The sequence below is a fragment of the Arthrobacter pigmenti genome (assembly GCF_011927905.1).
Lineage (GTDB): Bacteria > Actinomycetota > Actinomycetes > Actinomycetales > Micrococcaceae > Arthrobacter_D > Arthrobacter_D pigmenti.
Window position 1 is genome coordinate 876,023 of sequence record NZ_JAATJL010000001.1, and the last position, 13,075, is coordinate 889,097.

A 13,075-nucleotide genomic window follows, 5' to 3' on the forward strand; every position below is an offset into this window, starting at 1 on the left:
GCTTGAAGCACCGCCACCATTCACGCGAGCCCGTGGGAAACGAGAGTCGGTCCGCCGAGCGGTCGCCGGACACGGTAGGCTGATCAGTCGTGGGATCCATCCGTCAATGTTCGCGTTCAGCGTGCCAGCGAGCTGCTGTGGCAACGCTGACTTATGTGTATGCCGATTCCACTGCAGTGCTTGGTCCGCTCGCCACCTATGCCGAGCCGCATTCCTATGACCTGTGCACGCTCCACGCGGAAAGACTGACAGTTCCACGCGGCTGGGAAGTTCTCCGGCTGGCTCTGCCCTCCGGACGGCCCGAACCGAATCCGGATGACCTCCTCGCGCTCGCAAACGCCGTACGGGAGGCTGCGACGGACCGAAGCATTCCCGAGCCGGCAGCACCGTCTTCGAAAACCCCTCTCTCACCGCCACCGGGAGAGCAGGGTGCCCGTCGAGGCCATCTGAGGGTGCTGCGCGACTCCTAAAGCAACCTGCAGCCAATTCTCCGTCCGCTCATGCTGCGCGATACGCTTGTTTCACCGCACTGCGTAGCGCTGCAGTACCGCGCACTCCGAGCTGTATCCGGAATCCTGGAAGGGTTGCATCCCATTGGCCAATATCGCACCCGGTCTGCTGACCATCCTCCGATGCCCCGTGACCGGTTCTGCTGTTATCCAGGACGGCGGGATACTTCGCTCCGTTGCACCCGATGCGTCCGGTAGACCGGTCGAGTATCCGATCGACGAATCAATCCCCGTGCTTCTCAGCCCCGAACTCGTAGGGGCAGCCACGGCGTCCGGAACGCGCCGGGACCCATCTGTTCCTGATATTCCGCCCGCCACATCCGCAGAGGAACCCACACAAAAATGACGTTTGAGTTCAAAGTAGCCGACCTTTCACTCGCCGAGGCCGGGCGCCACCAGATCCGCCTTGCGGAGCACGAGATGCCGGGCCTGATGGCCCTACGCCGCGAGTTCGGTGACAGCCAGCCATTGAAGGGTGCGCGGGTTGCCGGTTCGCTTCACATGACGGTCCAGACTGCCGTGCTGATCGAAACGCTGACCGCGCTTGGCGCTCAGGTTCGTTGGGCCTCGTGCAACATCTTCTCGACACAGGACGAGGCTGCGGCGGCCGTCGTCGTCGGGTCGGGGACTACCGATGAGCCGGCCGGCGTGCCTGTCTTCGCCTGGAAGAACGAGACGCTCGAAGAATACTGGTGGGCAACCACCCAGATTCTGCGGTGGCCGGACGGCGGCCCCAACATGATTCTGGACGACGGCGGCGATGCCACCCTTCTGGTCCACAAGGGCGTTGAGTTCGAGGCCGCAGGCGCGGTTCCCGCTGCGCCGGCAGAAGACGACGTCGACTATTCGCACGAGTACACGGTGATTCTGGATGTTCTTCGGGCGTCGCTTCAGGAAGACCCGCAGCTCTGGACGCGCATTGCAGGGGACGTCAGGGGCGTTTCGGAAGAAACCACAACCGGGGTGCACCGGCTGTACCAGCTGGCCGAGCAGGGCAAGCTTCTGTTCCCTGCCATCAACGTCAATGATTCGGTGACCAAGTCCAAATTCGACAACAAGTACGGCATCCGCCACTCGCTGCCGGACGGCCTGAATCGGGCAACCGACGTCCTGATCGGCGGAAAGGTCGCGGTTGTCTGCGGCTACGGGGATGTCGGAAAGGGTGCGGCCGAAGCGCTGCGCGGCCAGGGCGCACGTGTCATCGTGACCGAGGTGGACCCGATCTGTGCGCTGCAGGCGGCAATGGACGGCTACCAGGTGGCACGGCTGGAATCGGTACTGGCCGAAGGTGATATCTTCATCACCACCACGGGCAACAAGGACGTCATCATGGCCAGCCACATGGCGGGCATGAAACATCAGGCGATCGTGGGCAACATCGGGCACTTCGACAATGAAATCGATATCGCAGGCCTTGCCCGTGTTCCCGGAATCACCAGGGTTGAGATCAAGCCGCAGGTCCACGAATGGGTCTTCGACAAAGGAAGCGATCGTCAGCGCAGCATCATCATGCTCTCTGAAGGACGTCTGCTTAACCTCGGCAACGCCACGGGACACCCTTCATTCGTGATGAGCAATTCCTTTGCGAACCAGACCATCGCTCAGATCGAGCTGTACACCAAGCATGGCTTGGCCGGTGAGGACGGATCACTGGAGTACGACAAGCAGGTCTACGTCCTGCCGAAGATCCTCGACGAGAAGGTTGCCCGGCTTCACCTCGACGCGCTCGGAGTGGAACTCACCGAGCTGACAAAGAGCCAGGCGGAATATCTCGACATTGATGCGGCCGGGCCCTACAAGCCGGACCACTACCGCTACTGACGGGGATCCCGCTGGACGGAAGCTGTGCTGCACGCCCTGTCCAGGCCAAGGATATTCTGTGCGGGTTTACTTCGTAAGGTCTTGAACCCAGTTAATATGCCCGCCGGGGTGTCCTGACGCTGCGCCGCACGTGCGGGCATAAAATCGAAACTGGACAGTAATCAACAGGCAAGGTATAGCGAATGTCGAATCACCCCGAAGTTCTCCAGCCCCGTCGGCGAGGCTGGAAGATCGGTGCGCTCGTCATCGCGGGACTTCTTGTAGTAGCGGCGGTGGTTGCCGGTATCGTGACCGCGCCTACGTGGGCCAACCTTGGCTCAGGATCTGCTGATTCGCGCTCAGATGCTTCCGCGGCTGATGCTTCCTCAACTCCTCCATCCGGGGCGCCCCAGGCGGAGGAGTACACGTTCGGGGTGACGCCCACCGACGGAGCCACTGGCGTGAACCCGGTGACGCCTCCGGAGATCCGTGCGGAAAACGCGACAGTAGTGGATGTAGTACTCGAGCCTATGGACGGTGGCGAGGCCATTTCCGGAACCGTTTCCCAGGACGGCACGTCCTGGAAAGCGGATGAGCGTTTGAGCTTTGCCACCGAGTACTCCTTCGAGTTCGTCCTCATTGACAGCGTTGGTGGCCAGGACCGCATTCAACAAACGTTCACCACCGTGCTGCCGGCCAACGAGGCGAATGCCTGGATGTACCCGGCGGACGGGTCAACGGTAGGTACCGGACAGACCATCGAGATCACCTTCAGTGAGCCGGTAACGAACAAGGCTGACGTCGAGAATGCCATCACCATCACCAGCACGTCCGGGCAGGAGGGTGCGTTCTACTGGCTGAATGACAACAAGGTGCGCTACCGCCCGCAGGAGTTCTGGGAGCCGCACAGCACCATCACCGTTGATATGCAGCTTTTCGGAGTGGACTTCGGTAACGGCATGATCGGCAATTTCGACAACACCTTCTCCTTCCAGACGCACAACACGCGGTTGGCCGTCGTGGACAATGCGACCAAGCAGATGCAGGTTTTCATTGACGGCAAGCTCGAACGGACTTTCCCCGTAACCCTCGGCACCGAGGAGTGGCCGTCATTCTTCGGCTACTACACGGTGATGGAACAGTATGAACAGACAAAGTTCACGGCGGAATCAATAGGCCTCCAGCCCGGTGACCCGGCGTACTACGAACCGACACTGGTCAATTACGCCAGTCGGATCTCCAACGGCGGTGCCTTTGTTCATGAAGCTTTGCCCGCGGCGCAGTCAGTTCTGGGCGTGACGAACGTTTCACACGGGTGTGTGGGAATGAGTCCCGAGGGCGCCAAGTACTTCTATGAGGTCTTCGGTCCGGGCGACATGGTTCAGATCCTGAACACGAGCAAAGGTCCGGTCCAGGTCTGGGACGGCTTTGGCGACTGGAACGTTCCCTGGCCGGAATGGACTGCTCAGCAGCCTGCGTGACAGGCCGGGAGTTCTCAGGAGCTGAACGGTAACCTGTGCAGGTGTTTTGCCACGCGGGCCGTCCGTTCCCGCTGCTTCATCATTCGGTTGTAATCGCGGTCGCGGCGTTCGGAGACAACGGCATTGAGGAAGTCCTCAGGCAGTGTGCCAGGGGGAGGACCGGGGAACACAAAGGTCCGTGCCTCTGTGGCCAGGTCCACAGCCAGCGTGGCTCGGGCACCAGGGGTTAACCGAGCCGCCTGGCCGATGAACTGTGAGATTCGCCGGGTGAGGGGGTCCGGAAGTTGGGCGACGTCGGCGGTTTGGATCCAGTTCCGCAACGACGGCGGGAGCTGGGCTCGCGTACGTGGTTTGGCAACCACTCGCTCATGCATTGAATACGTCCCTGCCAGCAGGTCTCCCAGCCGCTTGGAGCGCTCGTTGAAAACGGCTACGAGAAAAGCAAGGGATCCAACCAACAGGTAGATCTCCAGCACTGCGAGCATCCCCCGGATGAAGGCGTGCCGAAATCGTATGGAGCCGCCGTCGTCGCGCACTATTCTCAGGCCCATTACAAACCTTCCGAGCGACTTCCCGCGGGTAACCGTTTCCACAGTGACGGGGACGACGACGAGGACCAGCACTACCAGTACCAACACCAGCGCCTGGGTCAACGCCGGGTCGAAGGACCCGCCGAGAGTCTGCCCTACGACCAGGATCACTCCGATGATCACGAGGATCTGCGCCACGACGTCAATCATCACGCTGACTGCGCGTGCGCCGAACGATGCCGGGCGTAATTCCAGCACAACTGCTTCGCCGGTTATCACCGAGCTCATCCCACTGTCCTCCCCTTGGCTGGAATTCAGCATAGCTTCCTTCTCCGAGCGCTCTCGGCGCTAAGCTGATCGAGTGGATCTGGATGCATTCGAGGCAGTAAACCGACCGGACTGGAACCGGCTCGATTCCTTGACCCGGCAACGAAGGTTGCATGGTGAGGACTCGGACGAGCTGCTTGATTTGTACCAGCGCACCTCCACCCACCTGTCGATGATCCGATCGGTTGCTCCGGAGAGTGCGCTCTCCAACGAGCTGTCCATGCGTCTGTCCCGGGCGCGGACAAAATTCACCGGTGCCCGATCGAACGTTCTGGAGGACGTCGCACGCTTCCTTGTGATTTCGTTGCCGGCCGCTTTCTATCGGGTTCGCTGGCTGACGATCATCATCGGAGTGCTCTTCGTTGGGGTCGCGTGGCTCTATGGTGCGTGGGTCGCGAACACTCCCGGCGTCATTGCCGCGCTCGGCAGTGACGAAGAAATCCGGCGCTATGTCGAGGAAGACTTCGTCGACTACTACTCGGAGAACCCTCCGGCGTCTTTCGCGGGGCTGGTGTGGACGAATAACGCGTGGATTGCCGTTCAGGCGGTTGCTTTTGGCATCACCGGATTCTGGTCGCCGTTCATTCTCTACCAGAACGCCCAGGGTGTCGGAATGGCTGGTGGGATGATGGCGTCCTACGACCGGCTTGACGTGTTCTTCATTTACATCCTTCCGCACGGGTTCATGGAGCTGACTGCGATCTTCGTCGCCGCAGCTGCGGGTCTGCGGATCTTCTGGGCCTGGGTGTCTCCCGGAGCACGTACACGGTCACAGGCGCTCGCTGAGGAAGGGCGGTCCCTTATCACCGTTGCGCTGGGGTTGGTTCTGGTGCTGCTGGTCTCCGGGCTGGTTGAAGGATTCGTCACCCCAAGCCCATTGCCTGTCTGGGCGAGGATCGGAATCGGCTTCGTCGTGTTCGCCCTGTACTGGGTGTACACGTTCGTTCTTGGTCGCCGCGCGGTACGGGCAGGTTATACGAGCGATCTGAGTGACGTCGATCGGGGTGCGACCGTCCTGACCGCATGACTATGTTGTCCGGCACAGGTGAGCAAGCAATGCGGCCACCCGACCGTGCCCCGGCGTGGTTGTCGCACCCGCACGCCAACCTCCCGAGTAGTGTCTTAAGCAGGAGCTTTATGCGAGGAGACGGTCGTGGCTGACAAGGACGAAAACAGACAGCAAGGCGTAACGGCGGAGGGCGGAGAACGCCGTGCCGCGCTGCGTGGCGATGACGCGCCCCCGGCGAAGACACCTGGCCGGTCAGGAACCCTTCCCATGCGCAAGGCGAGCACGCTGCCGGATGTAGCTGCGTACCGCTCCTCCGCAAAAGACAGCGACAGCAAGGCTCAGACCGCTGGCACAAATGAGAGCACCCCCACCGAAGCACAGCCGGACACCACAGCGTTGTCCATTCGCCCATCCGAAGAAGATGTCAGCCGTAGGGCAAGCCAGCGGGACGATGCAGTAGCGGCGAAGCCTGTTCTACCGCGTGTGCTCCAGGTCCTCGTGGCCGTATTCTTTCCGGTGATCCTGCTCGCTGCAGCAGTCCGTGCCGTTGCTACACCGTTGTTCCTCTGGGTCGAGTATCACCGTCCCGGTTTCCCTGCTGACAGTTACGGGTTCAGCACCGAAGACCGGATGACCTACGGATCGTACGCCATGGACTACATCCTGAACTGGGCCCCGCCGCGGTATCTGGGCGGACTGGTGGGTGTTAACGGCGACCAACTGTTCCTCGACAGCGAAGTCGGTCACATGGCCGATGTGAAACTGGTGCTTTCCACGGGATTTGTGGTCGCAACGGTTCTCGCCCTGTTCTGCATCGCGTCCTGTATCTTCCTGGCACGCCGCTATCCCGGTGGAATCCGCAGGAGCCTATTCGCGGGCGCAGCTGCAACCCTTGTCCTTGTCGTGGGATTTGCTATCGCCGCCGCACTGGCGTGGGAGGTCTTCTTCACGCAGGTTCACGCGCTGTTCTTCGCCGACGGCACCTGGACCTTCCGGCTGGACGACACCTTGATCAGGCTGTTCCCCGCACAGTTCTGGATCGACAGCGCCGCAACGGTGGGTGCACTGGTCCTGATAGTGGCCGTAGCGACCGTGATCCTTACCTGGCCTACGAAAGCGCGACGGGAGAAGTCAGAGGCGACCTACGCATCCCGGCGCGCTCAATCGCAGGTCTGAACCCGAAGCGCCTGAACCCGAAGCCAGGCCGAGAGCAACGGTTCAGGAAGCGTAGAGGCGGTCAGCCTCGTTGCCGTAGTCGGTCAGCACGGCGGCCTTCCTGAGCTTCAAGGTTGGTGTGAGGTGACCCGAATCGATCGTGAACTCCGCATCCAACAGTTCGAACTTCCGAATCTGCTCTGCACGTGAGACAAGTTCATTGGCAGAATCCACAGCCCGCTGGAGCTCCGCCTTCAACGCGACGGGGGACACCGGAGAGCTGTGCCCGTTCGCTTGCGCCCAGCTCTCCACCGCCTCCGGATCGACTGTAATCAGTGCCGCGATGTATGGGCGGTCATCGCCCACCACCACCGCATGCGCCACCAGCGGGTGCTCACGGAGTTTCTCTTCAAGCAGCGCCGGTGCAACGTTCTTGCCCGATGCGGTTACCAGCAGGTCCTTCTTCCGCCCGGTGATCTTCAGGAAGCCGTCGTCGTCGAGTGCGCCCAGATCTCCCGTCCTGAAGAATCCGTCCTCGGTGAAGGCTTCACGATTGGCGGATTCGTTGTTGTGGTAGCCCTTGAATACGCCCACCCCGTTGACCTGGATTTCGCCGTCGTCGTCCACCCGGATGGTGGTTCCAGGCATGGGAATCCCTACGGTCCCCACCTTGGTCAGCGAAACCGTGTTCGCCGTGCAGGGTGCTGTGCTCTCGGTCAGCCCGTAGCCTTCCAGAACATTGATTCCGGCACCGCGGAAGAAGTGAGCAAGATGTTCGCTCAACGGACTCGCGCCGGAAACGGTGTGCGTCACAGCCCCACCGAACACCGCGCGGAGCTTCGGATAGAGCACTCGGTCAAACAGCGCATGCCGTACCCGCAGGGGCAGTGAGGGACCGCGCCCACCGCGTGCCGCATCGTCGAGCGCCTTCGAGTAGCTCACCGCTGTTGCCGCTGCAGCGGAGAACAGCTTGCCCTTGCCGGCTGTCTGAGCCTTCTGCGCCGCCGTGTTGTAGATCTTCTCGAAGATCCGCGGCACCACGAGCAGGAACGTCGGCCGGTACTCGGCGAGGTCTTCAAGAAGCTCGGTCGCGTTGCTCGTATGCCCCAGTTTCACTCCGCCGGCCAGACACACCAGCTGCACCGCCCGCGCGAGAACGTGGGCCAACGGCAGGAACATGAGGGTCCGTGCGCTCTCCTCACGCAGCAGCTCCGGAAGGAACTCGAGCGTGTTCACTGCGAAGAGAGCGAAATTGCCATGGGTGATCTCGCACCCCTTGGGCATGCCGGTTGTGCCCGAGGTGTAGACCAGTGACGCGACGTCGTTGAGGGTCCTGCCCGAACGCGCCGTCTCCAGTGCCTCGTCACTGACGCCCTCTCCGGCCGATACCAGCGAAGCGAAGGAGGCGTCGCCGTCGTCGTCGTAGTTCATCAGAACAAGGCGCTTATCCGGCGCGGCTTCGCGGACCACCGATGCCTTCTGCTGGTTTTCCACCAGTACGACGACGGCGGCAGAATCCTCGAGAATCCAGCTCACCTGTTGTGCCGAGGAAGTTTCGTAGACCGGCACGGTGACCGCTCCTGCGAACCAGATGGCCAGGTCCGCGAGGGTCCACTCGTACCGGGTCTTGGACATGACTGCGACGCAGTCGCCGGGCTGGACGCCGCTGGCAATGAGGCCCCTGGCCAGGGAGCGAACCTGATCGAGGAACGATTCCGCGCTGACATCGTGCCACGAACCATTGGACTTCACCGCGTAGAGCGGACCGCGGGGGGAGCGCTTATGTTCGGCGAGGAGCAGGTCGGTGACGTTCGACTCGGCAGGCAGGTCTACCAGGAGCTCGGTGGAGGATTCTCGCATCTTTAGTGCACTCGCTTTCCCTCGGTGGCTGTGATGCTTAATCTGATGATGCTAGATCCAGCTCGGCATCCACATCCGTAGACGCCACTGGTCGTATGGAATGGTCTCGGAAGTCCAGATGGGCAGGAAGAACGCTGACACTAGCACCGCCAGCGTGACGAATGCCCCCACCAGCACAATACCGGTTCGACGCCGCCAGGCGGGATGGCCGGCACGTCCTAGAACCAGGCCCAACACGTACACCAGCGCCAGGATCAGGAACGGTTCAAAGACGATGGCGTAGAAGAAAAACATGGTGCGGTCCGGGTAGAGGAACCACGGAAGGTATCCCGCAGCCACACCCGCCAGGATGGCGCCCGCCCGCCAGTCACGGCGTCCGGCCCAGAACAGCAGTACGACGATCAGCGACAGCGCCGCCGCCCACCAGATGATCGGGTTTCCCACCACGTTGACTGCCTGCGAGCAGTCCGAAGCGCCGCAGGTGAGCCCCTCTGACTCGTAGTGGAAGGACGTTGGCCGCCCGAGCACCAGCCAGGACCACGCAGTGGCCTCATAGGGGTGTTCGGAGCTCAGGCCCTGATGGAACGAGTAGGCGCTGCGGTGATACTCGGCGAGGGAGCGGAGCGGTCCCGGAACCCAGTCCCACGCCGGGTTCGGGTTATCCGCTGCCCACTGACGGTTGTAGGCATCCGAGGAGAGGAACCAACCGGCCCAGGAAGCAACGTAGGTAACGAGGGCCAGGGGAACGATCGAGGCAAAGGCCTGCAAGCCGTCACGCACCACAGCTCCCCGCACCCAGTGCTTTATGCCGGCCGTCCGACGCGCGCCCATGTCCCACAGGACTGTCATGAGTCCGAACACCGCAATGTAGGGCAGTGCAGACCACTTGGTTCCGAGCGCGAGCCCCAACGCAACGCCCGCCGCGATTCGCCATGGACGCCAGCCCAACCACGGACCGTACAGCAGTTGATCCCGGGTTGGCCTGCCCCGCTCCCGGGCCAAAGCTGCGAGCTTCGCCGCAAGTCGGCGTCGTGCATGGTCCCGATCCAGCACCAGGGCCGCAAAACCCACGAGCACCCAGAACATGAGGAAGACATCGAGCAGGGAAGTGCGTGAGTGCACCAAATGGTGGCCGTCGACCGCCAACAGCAGGCCGGCTGCTGCGCCCAGGGCAGCAGAACCGAACAGGCGCTGGGCGATCAGCGCAACAATCAGGATGGAAATGGTGCCGACAACAGCAGCGGAGAACCGCCAGCCAAACGGACTGTCCGCACCGAACAATGCCATTCCGAAGGCAATCATCCATTTGCCGACAGGCGGGTGGACCACGTAGTCCGCTGTTCCCAGGATGACCCCGGGGTTGCCGGCGTTGAAGCTTTCGTCAGCGCCTTCGGGCCACTCGCGCTCATACCCGGACTGCAGATAGGAGTAGGCGTCCTTGACGTAATACGTCTCGTCGAAAACCAGGGAATCGGGTTCTCCCAGCCGGACGAAGCGCAACACTCCACCGATGAGGGCTACGAGGAGCGGGAGCAGCCACCCCCACATGCCGAAGGACAGCTGTTCCCCGAGCAGGCGCCTGCGGAGGACCTTCTCGGTGAACGCAGACCGCGGTGAGGCAATCCACTGCTGCCGTTCGGGCCGCGCGGCGGGAACGGTGCTGGTGGTTTGGCTCACCCGATCATCGTACCGAGGGCATCTGTCAGTTTCGGTAAGGCAGCCACCGCGACGCCGCGGGGAATGCAACTAGGCTGGAGCGGTGAAGGAACAGGACATCGATCAGCAAGCCGACGACGACGGCGCGCAGCTGCTCCCAGCGCACGTTGCCCAGGGCGAGGGAAGCATCGTGCTGGCAGCGACACCGATCGGCAATATGGGGGATGCGAGCTTCCGCCTGGTGTCCCTGCTTGAAACCGCCGACGTGATCGCTGCCGAGGACACCCGGCGCCTGCAACGGTTGATCCGGGCGCTGGGCGTAACCCCGAAGGGCCGGACGCTCAGCTACCACGAGCACAACGAGGCCTCGCGCACCGGCGAGCTGCTGGACCTGGTTACCGGCGGGGCAACTCTCCTCATGGTGACCGACGCCGGTATGCCGTCAGTATCCGATCCCGGATTCCGGCTGGTCGAAGCAGCAGCCGAGCGGGGAATCACCGTTACGGCGGCGCCGGGCCCCTCCGCCGTGCTGACGGCGTTGGCACTCTCGGGATTACCTACGGACCGTTTCACCTTTGAGGGATTCCTCCCGCGTAAGGCTGGGGAGCGGGCCGCGCGGTTGGCTGAGTTGCGCGCTGAACGCCGGACCATGGTGTTTTTCGAGGCGCCGCATCGGCTGGAAGCCATGATCAGGGCACTGCACCAGGAATTCGGAGCCGACCGGCCTGCCTGCGTAACCCGCGAACTGACAAAACGGTATGAAGAAGTGGTTCGCGGGTCACTGCAGCACCTGCTCGAATGGGTGGAGGGCGTGGCAGCGAGGGGCGAGATCGCCGTCGTCGTTGGCGGCGCGTCGGCTGCAGCGCCCTCGGAGCCTGCAGACCATGTTGGAGCCGTGAACCAACTCCTGGAGCAGGGCCTGCGGCTGAAGGAGGCCGTTGCCGCCGTGGCCGAGGACGCGCGGGTGAGCAAGCGCGAGTTGTACGCGGCCGTGGTCGCGGCCCGTTCCTGACATGCGGTCCTGACAGTGCGGTCCTGACGATGAGCCGTGCGGGTCACTATTGTGCACCGTGACAGGGTTTACGGGAGATCATGGTGCAGTGCTGCATGGACAGTGTTCGAAACCGAGGGCTAGCGTGAGGGTCTTGAGGCGCAGCACCGCGCCTGAACTCTGTCGATCGTAAAGGCTTGAAGAGGATGACCATCACCGCCCAGCGCGAACACGAACTTCTGTCCACGGTTCCCACCGGCCTGCTGATCGGTGGCCAATGGCGCGACGCCTCCAACGGCAAGACCTTCGACGTCGAGGATCCTGCCACGGGCAAGACCCTGCTCTCCATCGCCGACGCCAGCCCTGAAGACGGCAGGGCCGCCCTCGACGCGGCCGTTGCGGCGCAGGACGACTGGGCCCGGACAGCACCCCGGGAACGCGGTGAGATTCTCCGCCGGGCGTTCGAGCTCGTCACCGAACGGGCAGATGATTTTGCGCTCCTGATGACCCTTGAAATGGGTAAGCCGCTCGCCGAAGCACGCGGCGAGCTCACCTACGCAGCCGAATTCCTGCGCTGGTTCTCCGAGGAAGCAGTACGCACCTCCGGCCGCTATTCCACAGCCCCCGACGGTAAGTCGCGGATCCTCGTGACGAAGAAGCCCGTTGGTCCGTGCCTGCTCATCACCCCGTGGAACTTTCCGCTCGCCATGGCAACGCGCAAGATCGCTCCGGCAGTCGCAGCCGGCTGCACCATGGTGCTGAAGCCCGCGAACCTCACCCCGCTGACGTCGTCGTTGTTCGCGACTGTGCTCATGGAGGCAGGGCTCCCGGCCGGCGTGCTCAACATCATTCCCACTTCCGACGCCGGCGGCGTCACCGGGCCGCTCATCAAGGACACCCGCCTTCGCAAGCTCTCCTTCACCGGCTCCACACCCGTGGGCCGCCGTCTCCTGGCGGACGCCTCCGAAACGGTGCTGCGCACCTCCATGGAACTCGGTGGTAACGCGCCGTTCGTGGTCTTCGAAGACGCTGATCTCGACGCCGCAGTGACAGGCGCAATGGCCGCGAAGCTGCGCAACATGGGTGAGGCCTGCACGGCAGCGAACCGCTTCATTGTGCACGAATCCGTTGCTGCCGAATTCGCTGAACGTCTCGCGGCGAAGATGGGTGAGGTGACACCCGCACGAGGCACCGAAGACAACTCAACCCTCGGCCCGCTGATCGACAGCAAAAGCCGGGACAGCGTCCATTCGCTTGTGCAGGACGCGGTCGACGCCGGAGCCACCTGCCTCACCGGCGGCTCGCCTCAGGATGGGCCGGGCTACTTCTACCCGGCCACGGTTCTGACGTCGGTCCCCTCCTCGGCCCGGATCCTCCAGGAAGAGATCTTCGGCCCGGTGGCTCCCATCATCACCTTCTCGAACGAGGACGACGCCGTCCGGTTGGCCAACGACACCGAATACGGGCTTGTTGCCTACGTTTTCACCCGCGACCTGAACCGCGGACTGCGCATCGGCGAGCGGCTGGACACCGGAATGCTGGGATTGAACGCCGGAGTGATTTCCAACGCCGCAGCACCCTTCGGTGGGGTCAAGCAGTCGGGCCTCGGTCGGGAGGGTGGCTACGAAGGCATCGAAGAGTACCTCTACACGCAGTACGTGGGCATCGCAGACCCTTCCGCCAGCTGAATCGCGGGCGGAAGGGAGCCTACCCGCTCGGGCGGCCCGGAGCTGGGCCGGTCGGGCCTGGGCGGGTAG

The 13,075-nt window shown here is 62.8% G+C and carries 10 protein-coding genes; 7 read left to right on the forward strand and 3 right to left on the reverse strand.

Translation table 11 applies throughout. The annotated features are described in order from the left end of the window. Positions 1 to 89 precede the first annotated feature (89 nt). The 3 genes from BJ994_RS04140 to BJ994_RS04150 all read left to right on the forward strand — a co-directional run bounded on the left by BJ994_RS04140 (position 90) and on the right by BJ994_RS04150 (position 3,790). A complete protein-coding gene (locus tag BJ994_RS04140) occupies positions 90 to 470 on the forward strand; it encodes a DUF3499 family protein (RefSeq protein WP_167991762.1) in 381 nt (126 codons plus the stop codon). 381 nt (positions 471 to 851) lie between these two features. Then, positions 852 to 2,330, forward strand: a complete 1,479-nt coding sequence (ahcY, locus tag BJ994_RS04145) for an adenosylhomocysteinase (protein ID WP_167991763.1) — start codon at positions 852 to 854, stop codon at positions 2,328 to 2,330. A 182-nt stretch (positions 2,331 to 2,512) separates the two neighbouring features. Beyond that, the gene (locus BJ994_RS04150; RefSeq protein ID WP_167991765.1) at positions 2,513 to 3,790 is read left to right on the forward strand and encodes a L,D-transpeptidase; all 1,278 of its coding nucleotides are present in this window, start codon (positions 2,513 to 2,515) and stop codon (positions 3,788 to 3,790) included. A 14-nt stretch (positions 3,791 to 3,804) separates the two neighbouring features. Here BJ994_RS04150 and BJ994_RS04155 read toward each other — a convergent pair whose 3' ends face one another. After that, positions 3,805 to 4,608: an RDD family protein gene (locus BJ994_RS04155; protein WP_167991767.1), complete on the reverse strand. Its 804-nt coding sequence runs from the start codon at positions 4,606 to 4,608 to the stop codon at positions 3,805 to 3,807. 73 nt (positions 4,609 to 4,681) lie between these two features. Here BJ994_RS04155 and BJ994_RS04160 point away from each other — a divergent pair, with 73 nt between their 5' ends. Then, the gene (locus tag BJ994_RS04160) at positions 4,682 to 5,674 is read left to right on the forward strand and encodes a stage II sporulation protein M (RefSeq protein ID WP_342450278.1); all 993 of its coding nucleotides are present in this window, start codon (positions 4,682 to 4,684) and stop codon (positions 5,672 to 5,674) included. A 126-nt stretch (positions 5,675 to 5,800) separates the two neighbouring features. Then, entirely contained in the window at positions 5,801 to 6,832 is a 1,032-nt protein-coding gene (locus BJ994_RS04165) for a lipoprotein intramolecular transacylase Lit (RefSeq protein ID WP_342450279.1), read from the forward strand. Positions 6,833 to 6,874: 42 nt separating this feature from the next. Here the strand turns inward: BJ994_RS04165 and BJ994_RS04170 are convergent, their stop codons facing one another. Then, the gene (locus BJ994_RS04170) at positions 6,875 to 8,671 is read right to left on the reverse strand and encodes an AMP-dependent synthetase/ligase (protein WP_167991770.1); all 1,797 of its coding nucleotides are present in this window, start codon (positions 8,669 to 8,671) and stop codon (positions 6,875 to 6,877) included. A gap of 51 nt (positions 8,672 to 8,722) precedes the next feature. Next, positions 8,723 to 10,219 (reverse strand): dolichyl-phosphate-mannose--protein mannosyltransferase, encoded by a 1,497-nt coding sequence (locus BJ994_RS04175; protein WP_167995845.1) that lies wholly within the window; start codon positions 10,217 to 10,219, stop codon positions 8,723 to 8,725. Between the two features lie 259 nt (positions 10,220 to 10,478). On the opposite strand from BJ994_RS04175, the gene rsmI reads away from it, so the two are divergent. Together rsmI and BJ994_RS04185 are read left to right on the forward strand one after the other, a co-directional pair. Continuing rightward, complete coding sequence (gene rsmI / locus BJ994_RS04180; RefSeq protein WP_425339400.1) at positions 10,479 to 11,339, forward strand: 16S rRNA (cytidine(1402)-2'-O)-methyltransferase; 861 nt, start codon at positions 10,479 to 10,481, stop codon at positions 11,337 to 11,339. Between the two features lie 185 nt (positions 11,340 to 11,524). Beyond that, on the forward strand, positions 11,525 to 13,006 hold the full coding sequence (locus BJ994_RS04185) for an NAD-dependent succinate-semialdehyde dehydrogenase (RefSeq protein ID WP_167991772.1): 1,482 nt from the start codon (positions 11,525 to 11,527) through the stop codon (positions 13,004 to 13,006). The last annotated feature ends 69 nt before the right edge of the window (positions 13,007 to 13,075 follow it).